The organism is Pseudomonas sp. GM30 (assembly GCF_000282275.2).
GTDB lineage: Bacteria > Pseudomonadota > Gammaproteobacteria > Pseudomonadales > Pseudomonadaceae > Aquipseudomonas.
The window spans coordinates 92,193-114,516 of sequence record NZ_AKJP02000029.1 but is presented as its reverse complement, the minus strand read 5'-3'; the positions used below and the strand labels follow the sequence as shown (position 1 = coordinate 114,516).

At 61.7% G+C, this 22,324-nt stretch carries 22 protein-coding genes; 9 read left to right on the top strand and 13 right to left on the bottom strand.

Annotated elements, in window-relative coordinates:
• Positions 1 to 53: 53 nt before the first annotated feature.
• The 4 genes from PMI25_RS22230 to glyQ all read right to left on the bottom strand — a co-directional run bounded on the left by PMI25_RS22230 (position 54) and on the right by glyQ (position 4,464).
• A complete protein-coding gene (locus PMI25_RS22230; protein ID WP_045122165.1) occupies positions 54 to 833 on the bottom strand; it encodes a lysophospholipid acyltransferase family protein in 780 nt (259 codons plus the stop codon).
• A gap of 82 nt (positions 834 to 915) precedes the next feature.
• Positions 916 to 1,455 (bottom strand): D-glycero-beta-D-manno-heptose 1,7-bisphosphate 7-phosphatase, encoded by a 540-nt coding sequence (gene gmhB / locus PMI25_RS22225; RefSeq protein WP_177325594.1) that lies wholly within the window; start codon positions 1,453 to 1,455, stop codon positions 916 to 918.
• 4 nt (positions 1,456 to 1,459) lie between these two features.
• Entirely contained in the window at positions 1,460 to 3,514 is a 2,055-nt protein-coding gene (gene glyS, locus PMI25_RS22220; protein ID WP_007960754.1) for a glycine--tRNA ligase subunit beta, read from the bottom strand.
• Positions 3,511 to 4,464 carry a glycine--tRNA ligase subunit alpha gene (glyQ, locus tag PMI25_RS22215; RefSeq protein ID WP_003187265.1) on the bottom strand — a complete coding sequence of 318 codons (954 nt, stop codon included), beginning with the start codon at positions 4,462 to 4,464 and terminating at the stop codon, positions 3,511 to 3,513. Before glyQ ends, glyS begins: the two co-directional genes overlap by 4 nt.
• Positions 4,465 to 4,545: 81 nt before the next feature.
• Here glyQ and PMI25_RS22210 point away from each other — a divergent pair, with 81 nt between their 5' ends.
• From PMI25_RS22210 to PMI25_RS22200, 3 genes are all read left to right on the top strand, one after another.
• Positions 4,546 to 5,103 carry a DNA-3-methyladenine glycosylase I gene (locus PMI25_RS22210; protein WP_007960752.1) on the top strand — a complete coding sequence of 186 codons (558 nt, stop codon included), beginning with the start codon at positions 4,546 to 4,548 and terminating at the stop codon, positions 5,101 to 5,103.
• A 40-nt stretch (positions 5,104 to 5,143) separates the two neighbouring features.
• The gene (locus PMI25_RS22205) at positions 5,144 to 6,031 is read left to right on the top strand and encodes a lysophospholipid acyltransferase (RefSeq protein WP_003220227.1); all 888 of its coding nucleotides are present in this window, start codon (positions 5,144 to 5,146) and stop codon (positions 6,029 to 6,031) included.
• Between the two features lie 106 nt (positions 6,032 to 6,137).
• A complete protein-coding gene (locus PMI25_RS22200; RefSeq protein WP_007960749.1) occupies positions 6,138 to 6,377 on the top strand; it encodes a PilZ domain-containing protein in 240 nt (79 codons plus the stop codon).
• A gap of 1 nt (position 6,378) precedes the next feature.
• On the opposite strand, the gene PMI25_RS22195 is transcribed toward PMI25_RS22200, so the two are convergent.
• The 5 genes from PMI25_RS22195 to def all read right to left on the bottom strand — a co-directional run bounded on the left by PMI25_RS22195 (position 6,379) and on the right by def (position 11,090).
• Complete coding sequence (locus tag PMI25_RS22195; protein ID WP_007960748.1) at positions 6,379 to 6,693, bottom strand: tetratricopeptide repeat protein; 315 nt, start codon at positions 6,691 to 6,693, stop codon at positions 6,379 to 6,381.
• Positions 6,694 to 6,860: 167 nt separating this feature from the next.
• On the bottom strand, positions 6,861 to 8,237 hold the full coding sequence (gene trkA, locus PMI25_RS22190) for a Trk system potassium transporter TrkA (RefSeq protein WP_003220233.1): 1,377 nt from the start codon (positions 8,235 to 8,237) through the stop codon (positions 6,861 to 6,863).
• Between the two features lie 22 nt (positions 8,238 to 8,259).
• Entirely contained in the window at positions 8,260 to 9,570 is a 1,311-nt protein-coding gene (rsmB, locus tag PMI25_RS22185; protein WP_007960746.1) for a 16S rRNA (cytosine(967)-C(5))-methyltransferase RsmB, read from the bottom strand.
• Positions 9,567 to 10,526 carry a methionyl-tRNA formyltransferase gene (gene fmt / locus PMI25_RS22180; protein ID WP_007960744.1) on the bottom strand — a complete coding sequence of 320 codons (960 nt, stop codon included), beginning with the start codon at positions 10,524 to 10,526 and terminating at the stop codon, positions 9,567 to 9,569. The genes rsmB and fmt overlap by 4 nt, the downstream gene beginning before the upstream one ends.
• Before the next feature lie 57 nt (positions 10,527 to 10,583).
• Positions 10,584 to 11,090: a peptide deformylase gene (gene def, locus PMI25_RS22175; protein ID WP_045122164.1), complete on the bottom strand. Its 507-nt coding sequence runs from the start codon at positions 11,088 to 11,090 to the stop codon at positions 10,584 to 10,586.
• Positions 11,091 to 11,249: 159 nt separating this feature from the next.
• On the opposite strand from def, the gene PMI25_RS22170 reads away from it, so the two are divergent.
• From PMI25_RS22170 to PMI25_RS22155, 4 genes are all read left to right on the top strand, one after another.
• On the top strand, positions 11,250 to 12,275 hold the full coding sequence (locus tag PMI25_RS22170) for a LysM peptidoglycan-binding domain-containing protein (protein ID WP_024164486.1): 1,026 nt from the start codon (positions 11,250 to 11,252) through the stop codon (positions 12,273 to 12,275).
• An 82-nt stretch (positions 12,276 to 12,357) separates the two neighbouring features.
• Complete coding sequence (gene dprA, locus PMI25_RS22165; protein WP_007962675.1) at positions 12,358 to 13,455, top strand: DNA-processing protein DprA; 1,098 nt, start codon at positions 12,358 to 12,360, stop codon at positions 13,453 to 13,455.
• Between the two features lie 55 nt (positions 13,456 to 13,510).
• Complete coding sequence (locus PMI25_RS22160; protein WP_007962683.1) at positions 13,511 to 14,068, top strand: L-threonylcarbamoyladenylate synthase; 558 nt, start codon at positions 13,511 to 13,513, stop codon at positions 14,066 to 14,068.
• A gap of 255 nt (positions 14,069 to 14,323) precedes the next feature.
• The gene (locus PMI25_RS22155; RefSeq protein ID WP_238547095.1) at positions 14,324 to 14,980 is read left to right on the top strand and encodes a hypothetical protein; all 657 of its coding nucleotides are present in this window, start codon (positions 14,324 to 14,326) and stop codon (positions 14,978 to 14,980) included.
• A gap of 65 nt (positions 14,981 to 15,045) precedes the next feature.
• Here the strand turns inward: PMI25_RS22155 and PMI25_RS22150 are convergent, their stop codons facing one another.
• Positions 15,046 to 16,023: an NADPH:quinone reductase gene (locus PMI25_RS22150; protein WP_007962689.1), complete on the bottom strand. Its 978-nt coding sequence runs from the start codon at positions 16,021 to 16,023 to the stop codon at positions 15,046 to 15,048.
• A gap of 162 nt (positions 16,024 to 16,185) precedes the next feature.
• Here PMI25_RS22150 and hemF point away from each other — a divergent pair, with 162 nt between their 5' ends.
• Entirely contained in the window at positions 16,186 to 17,100 is a 915-nt protein-coding gene (gene hemF / locus PMI25_RS22145; RefSeq protein WP_007962690.1) for an oxygen-dependent coproporphyrinogen oxidase, read from the top strand.
• 9 nt (positions 17,101 to 17,109) lie between these two features.
• Positions 17,110 to 17,931, top strand: a complete 822-nt coding sequence (gene aroE / locus PMI25_RS22140) for a shikimate dehydrogenase (protein ID WP_007962692.1) — start codon at positions 17,110 to 17,112, stop codon at positions 17,929 to 17,931.
• 125 nt (positions 17,932 to 18,056) lie between these two features.
• Here the strand turns inward: aroE and PMI25_RS22135 are convergent, their stop codons facing one another.
• The 3 genes from PMI25_RS22135 to betC form a co-directional block, all read right to left on the bottom strand.
• A complete protein-coding gene (locus PMI25_RS22135; protein ID WP_007962695.1) occupies positions 18,057 to 19,625 on the bottom strand; it encodes a SulP family inorganic anion transporter in 1,569 nt (522 codons plus the stop codon).
• Positions 19,626 to 19,836: 211 nt separating this feature from the next.
• Positions 19,837 to 20,757 carry a choline ABC transporter substrate-binding protein gene (gene choX / locus PMI25_RS22130; RefSeq protein ID WP_007962697.1) on the bottom strand — a complete coding sequence of 307 codons (921 nt, stop codon included), beginning with the start codon at positions 20,755 to 20,757 and terminating at the stop codon, positions 19,837 to 19,839.
• A gap of 15 nt (positions 20,758 to 20,772) precedes the next feature.
• Positions 20,773 to 22,287 (bottom strand): choline-sulfatase, encoded by a 1,515-nt coding sequence (gene betC, locus PMI25_RS22125; protein WP_007962698.1) that lies wholly within the window; start codon positions 22,285 to 22,287, stop codon positions 20,773 to 20,775.
• Between the last annotated feature and the right edge of the window lie 37 nt (positions 22,288 to 22,324).

The window sequence follows — 22,324 nt, the reverse complement described above, 5'->3', positions numbered from 1 at the left end:
TTTCAATATTCAGGCTTTTTCAACAAAACCGTACACAGGTTATCCACAAAATCTCAGACAGCCACCTGATCATTCGCGGCAGGTGCCTGCGGTGCTGGTGGCAGCGAACCCATTTCGCGCTGAGTCTGTTCGTTCCAGGCTTGTACCCGGTCGTTCAACTCGGCGATGGCGCGCGGGCCACTCCCTTCGGCATACATCGGCTTGCCGATGACCACGGTGATCACACCCTGCCTCTTGCCCCAGCCGATTTTTGGCCAGAATTTGCCGGCATTGTGTGCAATCGGCAGCACCGGAAGTGCCGCATTGACTGCCAACGCGCTGCCACTGCGCGAGAACTTGCCAATAGTGCCGTGGGGAACGCGGGTGCCTTCCGGGAAGATCAATACCCAGACATTGTCCTTAAGCAGCTCATCGCCTTTGGCCGCGACTTGCTTGAGCGCGGCTTTCGGGTTGTCGCGGTCAATCGCGATCGGCCGCAGCATGGCCATGGCCCAACCGAAGAACGGTACGTAGAGCAATTCACGCTTGAGCACTTGGCTCAAGGGCGAGAAATAAGCGGAGAGAAAGAACGTCTCCCAGGTGCTCTGGTGGTTCGACTGAATCACGCAGGGCCGATCCGGCACGTTTTCCGCGCCTTTGACTTCGTAACGAATGCCGAGAAACACCTTGGTCAACCACAAGGCACAACGGCACCAGTACACATTGATGAAACGATAACGCGCCTTGAACGGCAAAAAGGGCGCGATAAAAAAGCTCAGGCTGCACCACAGCAAGGCAGTAGTGCCCAGCAGCAGGTAAAAGAGAAAAATTCTGATGGCCTGCAGTATCGACATGGCGACGTTTACCGTTACGGGCAATGCCCGACTGTTCAAGCGCACTCCCGATCAATCCCTGGTCAGGAACTTCAGAAGTACTCTAGTTGTGGATAAGTTCTGCGGCAATCGCCGCCAGATCGTCAAAAATCAGGGTGCCGACCGGAAGGGTCTTGCCCAGAGTCTTTTCGCCTTTCCCGGTCTTTACCAAAACGGGCTGTGAATCGACGGCTTTGGCGGCCTCCAGGTCACCAAGGCTGTCGCCGACGAACCAGACATTCGTCAGCGCCACGTTGTAATGCGCCGCGATGGTTTGCAACATCCCCGGCTTCGGCTTGCGGCAATCGCAACCCTCGTCAGGCCCATGCGGGCAATACACGATCAGCCCGACTTCACCGCCCTGCTCTGCCACCAGCGTGCGCAAGCGCGCGTGCATGGCGTCGAGGGTGGCGAGGTCGTAATAGCCGCGAGCAATGCCCGACTGGTTGGTGGCGACCGCCACCGTCCAACCGGCCTTGCTCAACTGCGCAATCGCCTCGATCGAGCCGGGCAGCGGAATCCACTCCTCCACCGACTTGATGTAAGCGTCGGAGTCGTAATTGATCACTCCGTCCCGATCGAGAATCAGCAGTTTCAACAGCAGTCCCTCAACCCAGCAGCGAAATGTCGGCAACACCGAGGAACAGGCCACGCAGACGCGCCAGCAGCGCGTAACGGTTGGCCCGCACATTGGCGTCTTCGGCATTGACCATCACCGCGTCAAAGAACGCGTCGACCGGCTCACGCAATGCCGCCAGACGCGCCAGCGATTCGTTGTACTGACGCGCTGCGGCCATTGGCTGCACCGCCTGATCCGCTTGCTGGATCGCCGAGTACAGCGAGAACTCGTTGGCGTTGTCGAAGTACTTGGCCTGGACGTCGGTCGGCACCGAGCCTTCGACTTTGCTCAACAGGTTCGACACACGCTTGTTGACTGCCGCCAGCGCTGCCGCTTCCGGCAGTTTGCGGAAGGCCTGCACCGCTTGCACACGCTGGTCAAAGTCCAGCGCTGAACCCGGCTTCAGGGCACGTACCGACAGGTAGGTGGCGACATCCACGCCTTCGTCTTCGTAACGTGCACGCAGACGGTCGAAGATGAATTCCAGCACCGCGTCGTTCAGACCGGCAGCCTTGACCTTGGCGCCGAACGCATTCACGGCGAACGCCACGGCGTCGTTCAGGTCCAGATCCAGTTGTTTCTCGATCAGGATCCGCAGCACGCCCAGTGCCGCACGGCGCAGGGCATACGGGTCCTTGCTGCCGGTCGGCAACATGCCGATACCGAAGATGCCGACCAGGGTGTCGAGCTTGTCGGCGATCGCAACGGCCGCACCGGTCAGGGTCGCCGGCAGTTCAGCACCGGCACCGCGTGGCATGTATTGCTCGTTCAGCGCCAGCGCGACGTCTTCCGGCTCGCCGTCATTGAGGGCGTAGTAGTAACCGGCGACACCTTGCATCTCCGGGAACTCGCCGACCATTTCGGTGGCCAGGTCGCACTTCGACAGCAGGCCGGCACGGGCCGCCCACGAAGCGTTGCCGCCGATCCGCGCGGCGATGTAGGCCGCCAGTTTCGAAACGCGCTCGGCCTTGTCGTAGACGCTGCCGAGTTTTTCCTGGAACACCACGTTCTGCAGACGCAGGTTGAAGTCTTCGAGTTTCTGCTTCTTGTCTTGCTTGAAGAAGAACTCGGCGTCGGTCAGGCGTGGGCGAACCACTTTCTCGTTACCGGCGATGATCTGCTGCGGGTCTTTGGATTCGATGTTGGCGACGGTGATGAAACGCGGCAGCAACTTGCCGTCGGCATCCAGCAGGCAGAAGTACTTCTGGTTGTCCTGCATGGTAGTGATCAGCGCTTCCTGCGGCACGTCGAGGAAGCGTTCCTCGAACGAGCACACCAGCGGCACCGGCCATTCGACCAGCGCGGTCACTTCATCGAGCAGCGCCGGCGGCACGATCGCGGTGCCTTCCTGACGGGTCGCCAGTTCTTCGGTGCGTTTGCTGATGATCTCGCGACGCTCGTTGGCGTCGGCCAGCACGTAGGCGGCACGCAGGTCAGCCAGGTAGCTCGACGGCGAACCGATGCGCACGCTTTCCGGGTGGTGGAAGCGGTGACCACGGGATTCGCGGCCAGCCTTCTGCGCGAGGATGGTGCAGTCGATGACCTGGTCACCGAGCAGCATCACCAGCCATTGGGTCGGACGCACGAACTCTTCCTTGCGCGCACCCCAACGCATGCGTTTCGGGATCGGCAGGTCGTTCAGCGAATCTTCGACGATGGTCGGCAGCAGGCTTGCGGTCGGCTTGCCGGCGATGTTCTGGCTGTAACGCAGTTTTGGACCACTCTGGTCGATTTCGCTCAGCTCGACGCCGCACTTCTTGGCAAAGCCCAGGGCTGCCTGAGTCGGGTTGCCTTCGGCATCGAAGGCAGCCTGACGTGGCGGGCCGTCGAGGTTGATGCTGCGATCCGGCTGCTGGGTGGCCAGTGCAGTGATCAGTACGGCCAGACGCCGCGGTGCGGCGTAGACGGTTTTGCTTTCGTAGTTCAGGCCGGCAGCTTGCAGGCCCTTGTCGATACCGGCGAGGAACGCTTCAGCCAGGGTGTTCAGGGCTTTTGGCGGCAGTTCTTCGGTGCCCAGTTCAACCAGAAAATCTTGAGCACTCATTGTGCAGCCTCCAGCTTGGCCAGTACTTCGTCACGCAGGTCCGGGGTTGCCATCGGGAAGCCCAGCTTGGCGCGGGCCAGCAGATAGGCTTGCGCAACGGAACGCGCCAGGGTGCGTACGCGCAGGATGTATTGCTGACGCGCGGTCACCGAGATCGCTCGGCGCGCATCCAGCAGGTTGAAGGTGTGCGAGGCCTTCAGGACCATTTCGTAGCTTGGCAACGGCAGCGGCTGGTCGAGTTCGATCAGGCGCTTGGCTTCACTTTCGTAGAAGTCGAACAGTTCGAACAGCTTGTCGACGTTGGCGTGTTCGAAGTTGTAGGTGGACTGCTCCACTTCGTTCTGGTGGAACACGTCGCCGTAGGTCACCTTGCCGAACGGGCCGTCAGCCCAGACCAGGTCGTAGACCGAGTCCACGCCCTGCAGGTACATGGCCAGACGCTCCAGACCGTAAGTGATCTCGCCGGTCACCGGGTAGCACTCGATGCCGCCAGCCTGCTGGAAGTAGGTGAACTGAGTCACTTCCATGCCGTTGAGCCAGACTTCCCAGCCCAGGCCCCAGGCGCCGAGGGTCGGCGATTCCCAGTTGTCTTCGACGAAGCGGATGTCGTGGACCAGCGGGTCCAGACCGACATGCTTGAGCGAGCCCAGGTACAGTTCCTGGAAGTTGTCCGGGTTCGGCTTCAGCACGACCTGGAACTGATAGTAGTGCTGCAGACGGTTCGGGTTTTCGCCGTAACGGCCGTCAGTCGGACGGCGGCTTGGCTGCACGTACGCGGCGTTCCAGGTTTCCGGGCCGATGGCGCGCAGGAAGGTCGCGGTGTGGAAAGTGCCGGCGCCTACTTCCATATCGTAGGGCTGAAGTACCACACAACCTTGCTCGGCCCAGTATTGCTGGAGCGCGAGGATCAAGTCTTGGAAGGTACGCACGGCTGGCGTAGGCTGGCTCACGAAATTCACCTGTTTCTTGGGCTGCGATTTAAAGAGCGGGAGTATACCCGATTCAGTCGCACCTCCACCCCCTGGAGCCTTATGCCACGCTGCTTTTGGTGTACCGAAGATCCGCTGTACATGGCTTATCACGATCAGGAGTGGGGCACGCCGCTACGCGATGCGCAGGGTTTGTTCGAGTTACTTTTGCTCGAAGGGTTCCAGGCCGGGCTGTCGTGGATCACCGTGCTGCGCAAACGCGAGCGCTACCGCGAGGTGTTGTACGGCTTCGACGTGCAGCGAGTGGCGCAGATGAGCGACGCGGAAATCGCTGAACTGATGCTCGATCCCGGCATCATCCGCAACCGCCTCAAACTCAATGCCGCCCGGCGCAATGCCCAGGCCTGGCTGGCGCTGGAAGACCCGGTGACCTTCCTCTGGTCGTTCGTCGGCGGCCAACCGATCATCAACCATTTCAAGGACCGCAGCGAAGTCCCGGCGATCACCCCCGAAGCGCTGGCGATGAGCAAGGCCCTGAAAAAGGCCGGTTTCACCTTCGTCGGCCCGACCATTTGCTACGCACTGATGCAGGCCTCGGGCATGGTCATGGATCACACTCAGGACTGTGACCGCTACGCGCAGCTCGCCAACGGCGGTTAGAATGGCCGCCTCGCGCACCGCACAAGATCAGGAGTGACCTGTGGAAAAGTTTAAAGGCGCCTTGCTGGTAGGCGCTCTGCGGCTGTTTGCCCTGCTGCCATGGCGGGCCGTGCAGGCCGTGGGTTCGGCGATCGGCTGGATCATGTGGAAAACCCCCAACCGCTCCCGCGACGTGGTGCGGATCAACCTTGCCAAATGTTTTCCACAGATGGACCCGGCCGAGCGCGAGCGTCTGGTCGGCCAGAGCCTGAAAGACATCGGCAAATCCCTCACCGAAAGCGCCTGCGCGTGGATCTGGCCGGCGCAGCGTTCGATCGATCTGGTGCGCGAAGTCGAAGGCCTCGACATCCTCAAGGAGGCGCTGGCCTCGGGCAAAGGCGTGGTCGGCATCACCAGTCACCTGGGCAACTGGGAAGTGCTCAACCACTTCTATTGCAGCCAGTGCAAACCGATCATTTTCTACCGCCCGCCGAAGCTCAAGGCTGTGGATGAGTTGCTGCGCAAGCAACGAGTGCAACTGGGCAACAAGGTCGCCGCTTCCACCAAGGAAGGCATCCTCAGCGTCATCAAGGAAGTGCGCAAAGGTGGTGCAGTGGGCATTCCCGCTGACCCGGAACCGGCCGAATCCGCCGGGATTTTCGTGCCGTTCTTCGCCACTCAGGCGCTGACCAGCAAATTCGTGCCGAACATGCTCGCCGGCGGCAAAGCGGTCGGGGTGTTCCTGCATGCCCTGCGCCTGCCGGACGGTTCCGGCTACAAAGTGATCCTCGAAGCGGCGCCAGAAGCCATGTACAGCACCGATACCGAGGAATCCTGCGCGGCCATGAGCAAAGTGGTCGAACGCTACGTTGCCGCCTATCCAAGCCAATACATGTGGAGCATGAAGCGCTTCAAGAAACGCCCACCGGGCGAAGCGCGCTGGTACTGAGCAAGTTGGCACACTCTGTGGATAACCTGTAGGAACTGCCGCAGGCTGTGATCTTTTGATCTTGCTTGAGGTTATCCACAACCCGTTCACTCAAGGGCGCATAAAGATGTCCGAACAACGCAAATCCTTCCGCATCAAGATCACCCACGACAGCTTCGGCGAATGCCTGGGGCAGACGCGCAATCTGTCGGCCACCGGCGTCTATGTGCAGCATCCGCGTCTGGCGTCATTGCCCAAGGGTGCAGTGGTTTATGGCCAGGTGCAGGATTTACCCACCGGCGCGCCACGGGTGCGGATGGAAGTGGTGACGGTGGACGCCGAGGGCATCGGCCTGCGTTATCTCTAGCTTATTGCGCCTGACGGTCGAGCTTTTTCAGAAACACTGTCATTTCCTTTTCAGCCTGCTTGTCGCCATGGGCGCGGGCGGCCTCCAGTCCCTGTTCCCACGCCTGCCGGGCGGCGGCATGTTCGCCCAATGCCAGTTGCGCCTTGCCCAATAGCTTCCACGCCGCCGAGTACTTCGGATCGAAGCCGACGCAGCGCTGAAAATGCTCGGCGGCCTTGGCGTTCTCCCCCAGATCCAGATAACCCTTGCCCAGACCGAAGCGCAGCAACGAGTTATCCACACCCTTGGCGAGCATTTTTTCCAGGGATTCGAGCATTGGTGGAGTCCTTTTCTAGTGCGTCAGAAAGATCTGCGGTGCCGCCATCGCTTGCAAGCCAGCTCCCACAAGGACCTCGGGTGCACATCATATTTGTGAATAACCGAAAAACCTGTGGGAGCTGGCTTGCCAGCGATGGGGCCAATGAAGGCACCGCTTATTCAGGTTCAGAAGAAGCTGAGACCCACATGAAACAGCTTCTCAACATCACGGATATGCTTTTTATCCACAAGGAACAGAATCACATGGTCGCCGGTTTCGATCACCGTATCGTCGTGGGCGATGATCACTTCTTCGTTGCGGATGATCGCGCCAATCGTGCTGCCCGGTGGCAGGCCGATTTTCTCGATCGGCCGGCCGATGACCTTGCTCGACTTTGCATCACCGTGGGCAATCGCCTCGATGGCCTCTGCCGCACCCCGGCGCAGTGAGTGTACGCTGACGATATCGCCACGCCGCACGTGAGCGAGCAAGGTGCCGATGGTCGCCAGTTGCGGGCTGATGGCAATGTCGATGTCGCCGCCCTGGATCAGATCGACGTAAGCCGGGTTGTTGATGATCGTCATCACCTTCTTCGCGCCCAGCCGTTTGGCCAGCAGCGACGACATGATGTTGGCTTCGTCATCGTTGGTCAGGGCGAGAAAGATGTCGGCGTCGGCAATGTTCTCTTCCAGCAGCAGATCACGGTCCGAGGCGCTGCCCTGCAACACTACGGTGCTGTCGAGGGTGTCGGAGAGATAGCGGCAGCGTGCCGGGTTCATCTCGATGATCTTCACCTGGTAGCGGCTTTCGATGGCCTCGGCCAGACGCTCACCGATCTGTCCGCCACCGGCAATCACGATGCGCTTGTAAGTTTCGTCGAGACGGCGCATTTCGCTCATCACCGCGCGAATATTCTCACGGGCGGCGATGAAGAAGACTTCGTCATCGGCCTCGATCACCGTATCGCCCTGCGGCAGGATCGGCCGGTCGCGGCGAAAGATCGCGGCCACGCGGGTTTCGACATTCGGCATGTGTTCGCGCAACTGGCGCAGCTGTTGACCCACCAGCGGCCCGCCGTAGTAGGCGCGCACCGCCACCAGTTGTGCCTGGCCTTCGGCGAAGTCGATCACTTGCAGCGCGCCCGGATGCTGGATCAGACGCTTGATGTAGTTGGTCACCACCTGCTCGGGGCTGATCAGCACGTCGACCGGAATCGCTTCGTTCTGGAACAGCTGTTCTTCGCGATTGAGGTAGGACGCTTCGCGCACCCGGGCGATTTTGGTCGGGGTGTGGAACAGGGTGTGCGCGACCTGACAGGCGACCATGTTGGTCTCGTCGCTGTTGGTCACCGCCACCAGCATATCGGCATCGTCGGCGCCGGCCTGCCGCAGCACCGACGGCAGCGAGCCGCGGCCCTGAATGGTGCGGATGTCGAGGCGGTCGCCGAGGTCGCGCAGGCGCTCGCCGTCGGTGTCGACCACGGTGATGTCGTTGGCTTCGCTCGCCAGGTGTTCAGCCAGCGAACCGCCGACCTGCCCCGCACCGAGGATGATGATTTTCATCCAGTCACTCCATTGAATCCGTTTAGCCGCGCGCGGCAGCGATCTTGATCAGCTTGGCGTAGTAGAACCCGTCATGCCCGCCCTGCTGGGCCAGCAATTGGCGACCATGGGGCTGTTTGATCCCGGCCGTAGTTGCCAGATCCAGTTCGCGGGCACCGGGCGTGCGCTCAAGGAACGCGGCGATGACTTCGGTGTTCTCGGTCGGCAGCGTCGAGCAGGTGGCGTAGAGCAGGATGCCGCCGACTTCGAGGGTTTTCCACAGGGCGTCGAGCAGCTCGCCTTGCAGTTGCGCGAGGGCGGCGATGTCGTCGGCCTGACGGGTCAGCTTGATGTCCGGGTGGCGGCGGATCACCCCGGTTGCCGAACATGGCGCGTCGAGCAGGATGCGCTGAAACGGCTTGCCGTCCCACCATGCTGCGGTGTCGCGACCGTCGGCGGCGATCAGCTCGGCGCTCAGCCCCAGCCGCTCAAGGTTTTCCTTCACCCGCACCAGCCGCTTGGCTTCCAGATCCACCGCCACCACGCCGGCCAGCGCCGGTTCGGCTTCGAGGATGTGGCAGGTCTTGCCGCCCGGCGCGCAACATGCATCGAGCACGCGCTGACCCGGCGCCAGATCGAGCAGGTCGGCGGCCAGTTGCGCCGCTTCGTCCTGCACGCTGATCCAGCCTTCGGCAAAACCCGGCAGGTTGCGCACGTCGGCGGCGGCTTCAAGGACAATGCCGTCGCGGCTGTAAACACACGGCGTGGCAGCGATGCCGGCGTCCGTCAGCAAGCCGAGGTAGGCGTCGCGGCTGTGATGCCGGCGGTTGACCCGCAGGATCATCGGCGGATGGGCGTTATTCGCGGCGCAGATCGCTTCCCATTGTTCCGGCCAGAAGGCTTTCAGGGATTTCTGCAGCCAGCGCGGGTGGGCGGTGCGCACCACCGGATCGCGCTCCAGCTCAGCGAAAATCGTCTCGCTTTCGCGCTGGGCATTGCGCAGCACGGCGTTGAGCAAACCTTTGGCCCACGGCTTTTTCAGCTTGTCGGCGCAACCGACGGTTTCGCCGATGGCCGCGTGCGGCGGTACGCGGGTGTAGAGCAGTTGATAGAGACCGACCAGCAGCAGCGCCTCGACATCGGCGTCGGCAGCCTTGAACGGTTTCTGCAACAGCTTTTCCGCCAGTGCCGACAGCCGTGGCTGCCAGCGCGCGGTGCCGAACGCCAGATCCTGGGTGAAACCGCGATCGCGGTCTTCGACCTTGTCCAGTTGCGTCGGCAGGGAACTGTTGAGCGACGCCTTGCCGCTGAGCACGGCGGCGAGTGCCTTGGCGGCGGCCAGACGCGGGTTCATTGCGCGTCCACCACGGCGCCGAGCACGGTGCCGACGGCGAATTTCTCGCGGCGGCTGTTGAACAGGTCGGCGAAGTTCAGCGCCTTGCCGCCGGGCAGTTGCAGGCGGGTCAGGCACAGTGCTTGCTCACCGCAGGCGACGATCAGGCCGTCCTTGCTGGCGCTGAGGATTTCACCCGGTGCGCCTTTGCCGTCAGCCAGCGTTGCGGCCAGCACTTTCAGCGCTTCACCATTGAGGGTGCTGTGGGTAATCGGCCATGGATTGAACGCACGGACCAGACGCTCCAGCTCAACCGCCGGACGGCGCCAGTCGAGGCGAGCTTCATCCTTGTTGAGTTTGTGGGCGTAGGTGGCGAGCTCGTCGTTCTGCACTTCTCCTTCGAGGGTTCCGGCGGCCAGGCCGGCAATCGCCTGCACCACAGCGGGCGGGCCCATTTCGGCGAGGCGGTCGTGCAGCGTGCCACCGGTGTCGGCGGCGCTGATCGGGGTCACGACCTTGAGCAGCATCGGCCCGGTATCGAGGCCGGCTTCCATGCGCATCACGGTCACGCCGCTTTCGGCGTCACCGTGTTCCACGGCGCGCTGGATCGGCGCCGCACCGCGCCAGCGTGGCAGCAAGGAGGCGTGACTGTTGATGCAGCCCAGACGCGGAATATCCAGCACCGCTTGCGGCAGGATCAGGCCGTAGGCGACCACCACCATCAAATCCGGCTTCAATGCGGCGAGTTCAGCCTGAGCATCAGCGTTGCGCAGGGTCGGCGGCTGCAACACCTGGATATTATTTTCCAGGGCCAACTGTTTGACCGGGCTCGGCATCAGTTTTTGCCCGCGACCGGCCGGACGATCCGGTTGGGTGTAGACCGCAACGATCTCGTAAGGGCTGTTCAGCAGGGCCTTGAGGTGTTCGGCGGCGAACTCGGGGGTGCCGGCAAAAACGATGCGCAGTGGCTCAGTCATGAAGGGAATCTCATAAAAAGAAAAAGGCTTGCCGCAGCAAGCCTTTGAAGAGGGGTATCAAGCGTTCTGGCGGTGGAGCTTTTCCAGTTTCTTCTTGATACGGTCGCGTTTGAGCGTGGACAGGTAATCGACGAACAACTTGCCGTTGAGGTGATCGCATTCGTGCTGGATGCACACCGCGAGCAGGCCTTCGGCGACCAGTTCGTAAGGCTGGCCGTCGCGGTCCAGCGCCTTGATCTTGACCTTCTGCGGGCGGTCGACGTTTTCGTAGAAACCCGGCACCGACAGGCAGCCTTCCTGATACTGATCCATCTCGTCGGTCAGCGATTCGAACTCGGGGTTGATGAACACCCGGGGTTCGGTGCGGTCTTCGGAAAGGTCCATCACGACGATACGTTTGTGCACGTTGACCTGGGTCGCGGCAAGGCCGATGCCCGGCGCTTCATACATTGTTTCAAACATGTCATCGACCAACTGACGCACTTCGTCGTCCACTACAGCCACAGGCTTGGCGATAGTACGCAGACGCGGGTCCGGGAATTCGAGGATGTTTAAAATGGCCATAGGCTGATTGCTGCACGTATTGAGTAAAGTCGGGTCGATGGCCTGGCAGGTCCGAAGATGCAGGCTACCGTTGTGAAGCGTAGCCAATGCAATTTGCACCAGCGAGCCACGGGGGCTCTGACGGTTCACGCGAACGCACATGATAAAGGGATTCGCTGCATGAGGAAAACACTACTCGCCCTGCTGCTTCTGGCTTCGGCCACGGCTGCGCAAGGGCAAGTGCAACTCAGGGATGGTTTTCCACAGCAATACACGGTGGTTTCAGGGGACACACTCTGGGACATTTCCGGCAAATACCTGCGCGAGCCCTGGCAATGGCCACAGCTGTGGCGGGCCAATCCGCAAATTGAAAACCCCAACCTGATCTACCCCGGTGACACGCTGACGCTCAGCTACGTCAACGGCCAGCCGCAATTGACCCTCAATCGCGGCGAATCACGGGGCACCATCAAGCTGTCGCCACGCATCCGCACCAGCCCGGTGGCCGAAGCGATTCCGAGCATTCCGCTGAAATCGATCAACGCCTTTCTGCTGAGCAACCGCATTGTCGACAAGGTCGAGGACTTCGACAAGGCACCGTACATCGTCGCCGGCGATGCCGAGCGTGTGCTCAGCGGCACCGGCGACCGGATCTTCGCTCGCGGCCACTTCGACCCGAATCAACCGGTGTATGGCATCTTCCGCCAGGGCAAGGTCTACGCCGACCCGCAGACCAAGGAGTTCCTGGGGATCAACGCCGACGACATCGGCGGCGGTGAAATCGTCGCCACCGAAGGCGACGTCGCCACCCTAGCCCTGCAACGCACCACCCAGGAAGTACGCCTCGGCGATCGTTTGTTCAGCGGCGAAGAGCGTTCGATCAACTCGACCTTCATGCCCAGCGCCCCGGCCAGCACCATCAACGGCCTGATCATCGACGTGCCGCGCGGCGTCACGCAGATCGGCGTAATGGACGTGGTCACCCTGAACAAAGGCAAGCGCGACGGCCTCGCTGAAGGCAACGTGCTGGTGGTGATGAAGACCGGGGAAACCGTGCGCGACCGGATCACCGGGCAGCCGCTGAAAATTCCTGACGAACGGGCCGGGTTGCTGATGGTGTTCCGCACTTACGACAAACTCAGTTACGGCCTCGTCCTCAATGCGTCGCGCTCGCTGGCGGTGCTCGACAAGGTGCGAAATCCTTAGCAGGCTTAACAAGTTACCAACAGAGTTATCCACAGCTTGTTCCGAATGGTTCGGGACTTATAACGATCAAGGATGATCCACGATGCTGTCTGCCTGTACGCCGGTTTCCCCCGCGGAACTGGAAGCGCGGTTGCGCCTGCACCGCTTGCCGGAAATCGGCCCGAAACGTTTTGCCAAATTGCTCGAAGCCTTCGGCTCGGCGTCCAAAGCCATCAGTGCCCCGGCCAGTGCCTGGCGTGCGCTGGGATTGCCGGCGGCATCGGCCGAAGCGCGACGCAGCCCCGAAGTGCGCGATGGCGCCAGCCATGCGATGCGCTGGCTAGAGCACCCGCAGCAGCATTTGCTGATGTGGGATCAAGCGGATTACCCAGCGCTGCTGGCGCAGATTCCCGACCCGCCACCGCTGTTGTTCGTCGCCGGCGACCCGATGATTCTGGAAAAACCACAGTTGGCGATGGTCGGCAGTCGCCGTGCTTCGCGTCCGGGAATGGACACCGCCGCAGCGTTTTCCCGCAGCCTCGCCGGGGCCGGTTTTGTCATCACCAGTGGCTTGGCGCTAGGCATCGATGCGGCGGCCCATCAAGCAGCGCTGGACGTCGGCGGGCAAACCGTTGGCGTACTCGGCACTGGCCTGGAAAATTTTTATCCACAGCGCAATCGACGCTTGGCCGACGCCATGATCAACTCCGGCAGTGCGGTGCTTTCGGAATTTCCACTGGACGCCGGGCCGACGGCCAGCAACTTCCCGCGGCGCAACCGGATCATCAGCGGTTTGTCCCTTGGCGTGCTGGTGGTCGAGGCGAGTGTCGCCAGCGGTTCACTGATCACCGCCCGGCTGGCGGCGGAACAGGGTCGCGAGGTGTATGCGATTCCCGGTTCGATCCATCACCCCGGCGCACGTGGCTGCCATCAGTTGATCCGCGACGGTGCGGTGCTGGTGGAAACCATCGAACACATTCTCGAAGCCCTGCGCGGCTGGCAGCATTTGCCGTTATCCACAGACCCGCCGGATGCCGCGCATCCCTTGCTTGATCTGCTGCACGCCGCACCGCACACCAGCGAAGCCTTGGTCGAGAGCAGTGGCTGGGCGTTGCCCAGAGTTCTTGCAGCCCTGACCGAACTGGAAATGGACGGCCGCGCAGTGTGTGAAAACGGTCGCTGGCTGGCGAGGACGCGCTAGGTTTTACAGGGAAGATCGGTAAACTGCGCAAAACCTGTTTTCGGAGAGTTTTTTCATGGTCAACAGTTGGCGTGTGCAACAAGCCGCACGAGAGATTCGCGCCGGGGCGGTGATTGCCTATCCAACCGAAGCCGTCTGGGGGCTGGGTTGCGACCCGTGGAACGAAGAGGCAGTGGATCGTCTGCTGGCGATCAAGAACCGTTCGGTGGACAAGGGGCTGATCCTGGTCGCCGACAACATCCGCCAGTTCGACTTCCTGTTCGAAGACTTCCCGCAAGAGTGGATCGACCGCATGGCCAGCACCTGGCCGGGACCGAACACCTGGCTGGTGCCGCATCAGAACCTGTTGCCGGAATGGGTGACGGGCGTGCATGACACGGTGGCGCTGCGAGTCAGCGATCACCCGCAGGTGCGGGATCTGTGCTCGATGGTCGGGCCGCTGATCTCGACCTCGGCCAACCCGCAGGGGCGGCCGGCGGCGCGCACGCGGTTGCGTGTCGAGCAGTATTTCCGTGGGCAGATCGACCTGATCCTTGGCGGGCAACTGGGCGGGCGCAAGAACCCCAGCGTGATCCGCGATCTGGCAACCGGCAAGGTCATTCGTCCCGACTGATCCTGCGTCGAAAACCTTTACCGTGAGTCTTCCTCGCCTTGATGGTGAGGAGGACTACGCGCGCCTGCGATTTATCCTGCAATGACGCCAGTCTCTGTGTCGGAAAAGTCGCCAAGTCCTCGGATTCATTGGCTTTTCCCACCTGATTATCAGACTTTCTGGCGTGGCGGAATCGGCAAAAGCAACCATCCTTTCCCTGCACTCGAAACACTTCGATAAGTTAAGGTCTGCGGAGAAAGAATGGACACTACCAATTTGCAACTCACGGATTACCTGCAGGCGCTTCAGGTGACGTTGAAGAGTCACCATGAGGGTTGTCGCATCGTGATGCTTGAGGCAGGGGCGGATACTCAGGAGTTCGACCGGTTTATCGATCGGCAATTTCGGCTTCGGCTGCAGCATTACATGCTGACTTCACGGGCGCGGATGCTCGAAACCAGACTGGCGATAAAGTCGCGCAGTACGCACTTTCTGCTGTATCGGCACGACCAACTGTTGGCGGTATTGAGGGCGACTCCGGCGCCGTTCGAGTGGGTATCGCTGGCGCAGCAACATGTTTCTCCCACGGCGGCGCTGTCGCGCCATGTCGAATTCAGCCGCTTGATTTCTTACACGACCAATCAACTGCCTATCGCGGTCAACGGTCTGCTGGCGGCCGCTACCGAGTGGGCCATTAAACGCGGCTACCAGGGGGTGACCGCGTTGTGCAGATCCCAACAGCTGCGCTTTTATCAGCGTTTCGGCCTGATGCCGATCGCCTCCAATGCCCTGCATATCGACCAGCGCGCACGTGGCGATTACTGGGTGTTGTCAGCCGAGTGGCGACAAATCCTCGCGGCGGTCCAGCAGCCTGATCCGGCGGTTGGCCACGTGGTGCAAAAACCGTTGGAGTGTCATCTGCCGAGGTGCTGAACGCGTTCGAACTGACTTGCCAGCCGTGGGTTTGCAACCCTGACTGGCAAGACGTCGAAGGTTTGTCAGGGCAGCAGGATGGTCGAGCCGGTGGTGCGCCTTGCCGACAGTTCGGTCTGCGCCTTTGCCGCTTCAGCCAGTGGATAGCGCTGGCTGATGTCCACCTTGAGCTTGCCGCTGATGATCATCTCGAACAGCTCGTCGGCCATGCGCTGCAGGTTCTCGGCGTTGTTGGCGTAGGTCGCCAGGGTCGGGCGGGTCACATACAGCGAACCCTTGGCCGAAAGAATCCCCAGATTCACCCCGTCCACCGCACCGGAGGCATTGCCGAAACTCACCACCAGCCCACGCGGCGACACACTGTCGAGCGAGGTCAGCCAGGTGTCCTTGCCGACGCCGTCATACACCACTGGGACTTTCTTGCCATCGGTCAGCTCCAGCACCCGCTGTGCCACGTTTTCGTGGCTGTAGTCGATGGTTGCCCAGGCGCCGTTGGCCTTGGCCAGTTCGGCTTTTTCCTTCGAGCTGACCGTGCCGATCAGTTTCACGCCCAGTGCCTTGGCCCATTGGCAGGCCAATGAACCGACACCCCCGGCAGCGGCGTGGAACAGAATGGTTTCGCCACCCTTGAGTTCATAGGTCTGGCGCAGCAGGTACTGCACGGTGAGGCCCTTGAGCATGACCCCGGCAGCGGTCTCGAAGCTGATCTGGTCCGGCAGCTTCACCAGATTGGCTTCGGGCAGCACGTGCAACTCGCTGTAGGCGCCCAACGGGCCGCTGCCATATGCCACGCGATCACCGACCTTGAACCGGGTGACGTCGCTGCCCACCGCATCGACGATGCCCGCGCCTTCCGCGCCAAGGCCGGACGGCAAGGCTGGCGGGGCATACAGACCGCTGCGGAAATAGGTGTCGATGAAGTTCAGGCCGATTGCCTTGTTCGCCACCCGCACCTGATTCGGGCCGGGCGCGGCGGGTTCATAGTCAACAAACTCGAGCACTTCGGGACCGCCGTGGGCGCGGAACTGGATACGCTTTGCCATCTGCCTGCTCTCCTTGGGTCGTTTGTAAGCCCCCTATCCAACTCCCCTGCTTGATCTTCGTCAACTGCGGCGCGCAGGTTTGCGGTGTTATGCTACGCGCCCATTTGCGCCGCCCCCTGCCTGCGGGGCGCCCGCGTAGTTATGCCCGATCAAGGTGAAGCCATGACGACCCGCACCGATGCCGTAAAGGCCTATCTGCTCGACTTGCAAGACCGCATCTGCGCCGCGCTGGAAACCGAGGACGGCGGCACGCGCTTCGTCGAAGACGCCTGGACCCGGCCTGCCGGTGGTGGCGGTCGTACCCGCGTGATCGAAAACGGTACGGTGATCGAAAAGGGCGGCGTCAACTTTTCCCACGTATTCGGCAGTGGTCTGCCGCCGTCGGCCAGTGCCCACCGTCCGGAACTGGCCGGTCGTGGCTTTGAAGCCCTCGGCGTGTCGCTGGTGATTCATCCGCACAACCCGCATGTGCCGACGTCCCACGCCAACGTGCGCTTTTTCATCGCCGAGAAGGAAGGTGAAGAGCCGGTCTGGTGGTTCGGCGGCGGCTTCGACCTGACCCCGTATTACGGCAACGAAGAAGACTGCATCCACTGGCACCGCGTCGCCGAGCAGGCCTGCGCGCCGTTCGGTGCGGACGTCTACCCGCGTTACAAGGCCTGGTGCGACACCTACTTCCACATCAAGCATCGCCACGAACCGCGCGGCATCGGCGGGCTGTTTTTCGATGATCTGAACGAGTGGGACTTCGACACCAGTTTCGCCTTCATGCGTGCCATCGGTGATGCCTACATCGACGCTTACCTGCCCATCGTGCAACGCCGCAAGCACGAGGCGTTCACCGCCAAACAGCGTGAATTCCAGGAATTCCGTCGTGGCCGCTACGTCGAGTTCAATCTGGTCTACGACCGAGGCACGCTGTTCGGCCTGCAATCGGGCGGGCGTACCGAGTCGATCCTCATGTCATTGCCGCCGCAAGTGCGCTGGGCCTATGACTTCAAGGCCGAACCGGGCAGCGAAGAAGCACGCCTGACCGACTACTTCCTGCAAGACCGCGACTGGCTGGCTCAGGCCTGAGGACTGTTGATGGATCGTTATGTCGTTTTCGGTAACCCGATCGGCCACAGCAAATCGCCGATGATTCACAAGCTGTTCGCCGAGCAGACCGGCCAGCGCCTCGACTACAGCACCTTGTTGGCGCCACTCGATGACTTTACTGGCTGCGCCACGGCGTTCTTCCAGGACGGTCGCGGTGCCAACGTCACCGTGCCGTTCAAGGAAGAAGCCTATCGCCTGGCGAACAGCCTGACCGCCCGGGCACAGCGGGCCGGTGCGGTGAACACCTTGAGCAAACTGGCCGACGGCTCATTGCTCGGCGACAACACCGACGGCGCCGGGCTGGTGCGTGACCTGACGGTGAATGCCGGGTTCAGCCTGACCGGCAAGCGCATTCTGCTGCTTGGCGCCGGCGGCGCGGTGCGTGGCGCGCTGGAACCGTTGCTCGCGGAAAAGCCGGCGTCGGTGATCATCGCCAATCGCACGGTGGACAAGGCCGAGCTGCTGGCCGAACTGTTCTGTGATCTGGGGCCGGTGGCGGCCAGCGGTTTCGACTGGTTGCAGGAGCCGGTGGACGTGATCATCAACGCCACTTCCGCCAGCCTCACCGGCGACGTGCCGCCGATTGCCGCGAGCCTGATCGAGCCGGGCCAGACCCTGTGCTACGACATGATGTACGGCAAGGAACCGACCGCGTTCTGCCGTTGGGCCAGCGAGCATGGCGCGGCGGTGTCGATGGATGGTCTGGGGATGCTGGCCGAGCAGGCGGCCGAGGCGTTTTTCCTGTGGCGCGGGGTGCGTCCGGATACGGCGCCGGTGCTGGCCGAACTGCGCCGCCAATTGGCGCAATAAAAGAGCCTTTGTGGCGAGGGAGCTTGCTCCCGCTCGGGTGCGAAGCGCCCGCAATTGGGTCTGGGCTGCTGCGCAGCCAGCGGGAGCAAGCTCCCTCGCCACAGAAGTCTGGAATGGCCAGCAGGTCAGTCCTCAAACCGGATCGGGCATTTCTCCGGCCCTTCGAGCTTCCGCAACTCCTCCACCACCTGCGGCCGAGCCCGGCGCAGGGTCAGGCTGCGATCCTGACGCAGCAGGCGCCGCGCCTCCTGATGCAGCATCTCCACCCCCGAATAATCGATGAAGTTGATCTGCTGCGCCTCGATCACCACCCGCGTACCGTGCAGCCGTTGCAGGCGCACTTGCAGGTAATGGCTGGCGCCGAAGAAGATCGAGCCGCCGACCCGCAGCACGTCCTCCTCACCCTCGCGCGAATGCTGCACCCGCGGTTGCGAAGTGCGCTTGAGGTAGAAGAACAGCGACGCCAGCACCCCGGCATAGATTGCCGTCTGCAATTCCAGCAGTAACGTGGCGAGGCAGGTCAGCGCCATGACCACGAACTCGGCGCGGCTGACTCGCAGCAACGAACGAATCCCGCGATGATCCACCAGCCCCCAGGCGATCAGCAGAATGCTCCCGGCCATCGCCGGAATGGGGATGCGTGAAATCAGCCCGGCGCCAAAAATCGCGAACGGCGCGACCCAGATCGCCGAAAAAACCCCGGCCAGCGGCGAACAGGCACCCGCCTCGTAACTCAGGCCTGAGCGGGTGAACGAACCGGCGGAGAGCGATCCGGAAAAGAACGCCCCGACAATATTCGACAAGCCCTGTGCGCGGACTTCCTGGTTGGCATCAAGCAACTGCTGCGAACGTGCAGCAATCGAACGGGCAATCGACAGGCTGGTGACCAGACCGAGCATGCCCACCGCCACGGCGCTCGGCAGCAAACGCAGGACCAGATCCAGATCCAGCGGCAGCGCACTGAACGGTGGCAGGCGTCCGACAAAGGCGCTGACCAGATGCACGTGGCCGAACATCGCCGGCCATAACCACACCACTGCGCTGCCCAGCACCAGCGTTATCAACAGAGTCGGCCAGCGCGGCAGTAATTGTTTGAGCACGAAACCGACCAGCACCGTGGCCACACCCAACACCAGTGATGGTTTATCCACAGCCCGCAGGTGTTGCAGCAGGTCCATCAGACTGGCCAGCGCCGTGGCTTTGGCCGGCAGATCCAGCCCCAGCAGATTGGGCAACTGGCCGATGGCGATCACCACCGCCGCGCCGAGGGTGAAGCCGAGCACCACCGAGTGCGAGACGAAATTCACCAGTGCACCGAAGCGCAGCAGGCCGAGCAGCCACTGGAAAATCCCCGCCAGAAAGCTCAGCAGCAGGATCAGCGTGATGTAGTCCTGGGATGCGGGTACGGCCAAGGGACTGATGCTGGCATACAGCACAATCGAAATCGCTGCAGTCGGGCCGCAGATCAGATGCCACGACGACCCCCACAGGCAGGCGATCAGCACCGGGATGATCGCCGCATAGAGGCCGTATTCCGGCGGCAGGCCGGCGATCAGTGCGTAGGCGATCGACTGCGGCAACGCGAGAATCGCACCGCTCAGGCCAACGACCAGATCCCGGCCGACGCTGGCGCGGGTTTGCCGGGGCAGCCAGGTCAGGAAGGGAAAGAGTGAATGGCGACTTGGCAGGGCCATGGGTCCTCGCGGTGTGTGGGTTTATGCAAGGTTATCAGGACGCGCCAATTACTGTGGTGAGGGGATTTATCCCCGATGGGCTGCGAAGCGGCCCCAAAACCGACGGTCTCGGTGAGTCAGGTATACCGAGTGCATAGACTTTGCGACTGCTGCGCAGCCGATCGGGGATAAATCCCCTCGCCACGAGTAAGTTGTCGTCAAGTAGAAAGCGTCAGAGCTTGGCCTTCACCGCAGGCAACGCATCCTTGCCATCCACGGTCTTCACCCCCTCCAGCCACTTGTCCAGCACCGTCGGATTGGCCTTGATCCATGCCTTCACCGCATCGGCATTGCTGACTTTCTTGTTCACCACCTCAGCCATGATGCTGTTCTCCATGTCCTGAGTGAACGTCAGGTTGGTCAGCAACTTGCCCACGTTCGGGCAGGCCTCGGCGTAGCCTTTGCGCGTCAGGGTGTAGACGCTGCCGGTGTCGCCGAAATACTTCTCGCCGCCCTTGAGGTAATGCATCTTCAGCTGCACGTTCATCGGGTGCGGGGTCCAGCCGAGGAAGGTGACGAATTTCTGCTTCTTCACTGCCCGCGACACTTCGGCGAGCATCGCCTGTTCGCTGGATTCGATCAGCTTCCACTGGCCGAGGTCGAAGTCGTTCTTCTTGATGATTTCCTGCAGCGAGATGTTCGCTGGCGCACCGGAGCCGATGCCGTAGATCTTCTTCTCGAACTTGTCGGCGTATTTGTTCAGGTCGGCAAAGTCATGCACACCGGCGTCCCACACATAATCCGGGACGGCCAGGGTGAACTCGGTGCCGTCGAGATTCTTCGCCAGTTGCGTGACGTCACCGGTGGCGACGAACTTGTCGTAGAAGCCCTGCTGCGCCGGCATCCAGTTGCCGAGGAACACATCCACCTGACCGTCCTTCAAACCGCCGAAGGTGATCGGCACCGCGAGGGTGTCGACCTTGGCCTTGTAGCCCATGCCGTCCAGCAGAAACCCGGTGATGGCGTTGGTCGCGGCGATGTCGCTCCAGCCCGGGTCGGCCATTTTCACCGTTTCGCAGCTTTGCTCGGCGAATGCCGAGGCACTGCCCAGAGCCAGCAGGCCAATCGTCAGTGCTGTGGATAACTTGCGCATGGACTTCCCCTTACATTATTGATTTTGGCAGGGTTGTGGATAACGGGCCTTGCGCTCCAGATCGTCGAGGTCGATGTGGTTGCGCATGTATTGCTGACTGGCATCCACCAGCGGCTGGTGATCCCAGCTCTTCAGCTTGCCGATGGTCAGGGCATCGGCGACAAAACGACGGCGACGCTGGCTGGCGAGCACCTCGCGGTGAATCGCCGGGATGTCCCACTTGGCCCGCGCTTCGGCGATAAAATCGTCGAACAGCTGGCGATGTTGCGGCGACTGGCTGAGTTCTTCGAGTTCACGCGGGTCGTTGTGCACGTCGAAGAGTAGGCACGGGTCGCTTTCACTGTAGATAAATTTGTAGGCGCCGCGACGGATCATCATCAGCGGGCTGACCGTGCCCTCTGCCATGTACTCGCCGAACACTTCGTCGTGCCCGCCCTGCCCTTGCAGATGTGATAACAGCGAACGGCCATCCAGCGGCAGGCTTGGCTCCAAGGTGCCGCCGGCCAGTTCAACGAAGGTCGGCAACAGGTCGGCGGTGGACACTGCCGCGCTAACCCGGCCAGCAGCGAACTGCCCCGGCGCACTGATCAACAGCGGCACCCGCGCGGCCATCTCGAACCAGTGCATTTTGTACCAGAGGCCTTTCTCGCCGAGCATGTCGCCGTGGTCGCCGGAGAACACGATGATGGTGTCATCGATCAGCCCGGTATCTTCGAGGGTTTGCAGAAGTTTGCCGACGTTGGCGTCAATATAGCTGCACGCGCCGAAGTACGCACGGCGCGCATCGCGAATCTTATCCACAGGCAGCGGCTTATCCCACAGGTCATAGACCTTGAGCAGGCGTTGCGAGTGTGGATCGAGGGAATGTTGGTCCGGGGTGCTCGGCAACGAGATGTCACCGTCGTCGTACAAATCCCAGAACGCCTTGGGAATTGTGTACGGGTCGTGTGGGTGCGTCATCGATACGGTCAGGCAGAACGGCTGGTCGCCGTCCTCGCGAATATGGTCGAACAGGTATTGCTGGGCCTTGAACACCACCTCTTCATCGAAGTCGAGCTGGTTGGTGCGCACGCATGGCCCGGCCTGCAGCACCGACGACATGTTGTGATACCAGCTCGGACGCACGTCCGGCTCGTCCCAATTCACCGCCCAGCCGTAGTCGGCCGGGTAGATGTCGCTGGTCAGGCGCTCTTCGTAGCCGTGCAATTGATCCGGGCCGCAGAAATGCATCTTGCCCGACAGCGCGGTGCGGTAGCCGAGGCGGCGCAGGTAATGGGCGTAGGTCGGGATGTCGGCGGGGAAATCGGCGGCGTTGTCATAGGCGCCGATCTTGCTCGGCAACTGGCCGCTGACCAGGGTGAAGCGCGACGGCGCGCACAGCGGGCTGTTGCAGTAAGCGGCATCGAACACCACGCCTTGGGCGGCGAGGCGCGAAAGATTCGGCAATTTGATCGGCGACGGGCCGTAGATTGGCAACATTGGCGCGGCCATTTGATCGGCCATGATGAAGAGAATGTTCTTGCGCTTCATGTGATCGCGGCATTCCATAGTGAATATTTATGCGACA

Excerpts from the sequence above, each read along its gene's own strand:
- PMI25_RS22195 (WP_007960748.1), bottom strand. The coding sequence starts at position 6,693 with ATGCTCGAATCCCTGGAAAAAATGCTCGCCAAGGGTGTGGATAACTCG.
- PMI25_RS22150 (WP_007962689.1), bottom strand. The coding sequence starts at position 16,023 with ATGGCAAAGCGTATCCAGTTCCGCGCCCACGGCGGTCCCGAAGTGCTC.
- rsmB (WP_007960746.1), bottom strand. The coding sequence starts at position 9,570 with ATGAACCCGCGTCTGGCCGCCGCCAAGGCACTCGCCGCCGTGCTCAGC.
- aroE (WP_007962692.1), top strand. The coding sequence starts at position 17,110 with ATGGATCGTTATGTCGTTTTCGGTAACCCGATCGGCCACAGCAAATCG.
- betC (WP_007962698.1), bottom strand. The coding sequence starts at position 22,287 with ATGAAGCGCAAGAACATTCTCTTCATCATGGCCGATCAAATGGCCGCG.
- PMI25_RS22230 (WP_045122165.1), bottom strand. The coding sequence starts at position 833 with ATGTCGATACTGCAGGCCATCAGAATTTTTCTCTTTTACCTGCTGCTG.
- hemF (WP_007962690.1), top strand. The coding sequence starts at position 16,186 with ATGACGACCCGCACCGATGCCGTAAAGGCCTATCTGCTCGACTTGCAA.
- PMI25_RS22170 (WP_024164486.1), top strand. The coding sequence starts at position 11,250 with ATGAGGAAAACACTACTCGCCCTGCTGCTTCTGGCTTCGGCCACGGCT.
- PMI25_RS22200 (WP_007960749.1), top strand. The coding sequence starts at position 6,138 with ATGTCCGAACAACGCAAATCCTTCCGCATCAAGATCACCCACGACAGC.
- PMI25_RS22210 (WP_007960752.1), top strand. The coding sequence starts at position 4,546 with ATGCCACGCTGCTTTTGGTGTACCGAAGATCCGCTGTACATGGCTTAT.
- PMI25_RS22160 (WP_007962683.1), top strand. The coding sequence starts at position 13,511 with ATGGTCAACAGTTGGCGTGTGCAACAAGCCGCACGAGAGATTCGCGCC.
- fmt (WP_007960744.1), bottom strand. The coding sequence starts at position 10,526 with ATGACTGAGCCACTGCGCATCGTTTTTGCCGGCACCCCCGAGTTCGCC.
- def (WP_045122164.1), bottom strand. The coding sequence starts at position 11,090 with ATGGCCATTTTAAACATCCTCGAATTCCCGGACCCGCGTCTGCGTACT.
- trkA (WP_003220233.1), bottom strand. The coding sequence starts at position 8,237 with ATGAAAATCATCATCCTCGGTGCGGGGCAGGTCGGCGGTTCGCTGGCT.
- choX (WP_007962697.1), bottom strand. The coding sequence starts at position 20,757 with ATGCGCAAGTTATCCACAGCACTGACGATTGGCCTGCTGGCTCTGGGC.
- dprA (WP_007962675.1), top strand. The coding sequence starts at position 12,358 with ATGCTGTCTGCCTGTACGCCGGTTTCCCCCGCGGAACTGGAAGCGCGG.
- PMI25_RS22135 (WP_007962695.1), bottom strand. The coding sequence starts at position 19,625 with ATGGCCCTGCCAAGTCGCCATTCACTCTTTCCCTTCCTGACCTGGCTG.
- glyS (WP_007960754.1), bottom strand. The coding sequence starts at position 3,514 with ATGAGTGCTCAAGATTTTCTGGTTGAACTGGGCACCGAAGAACTGCCG.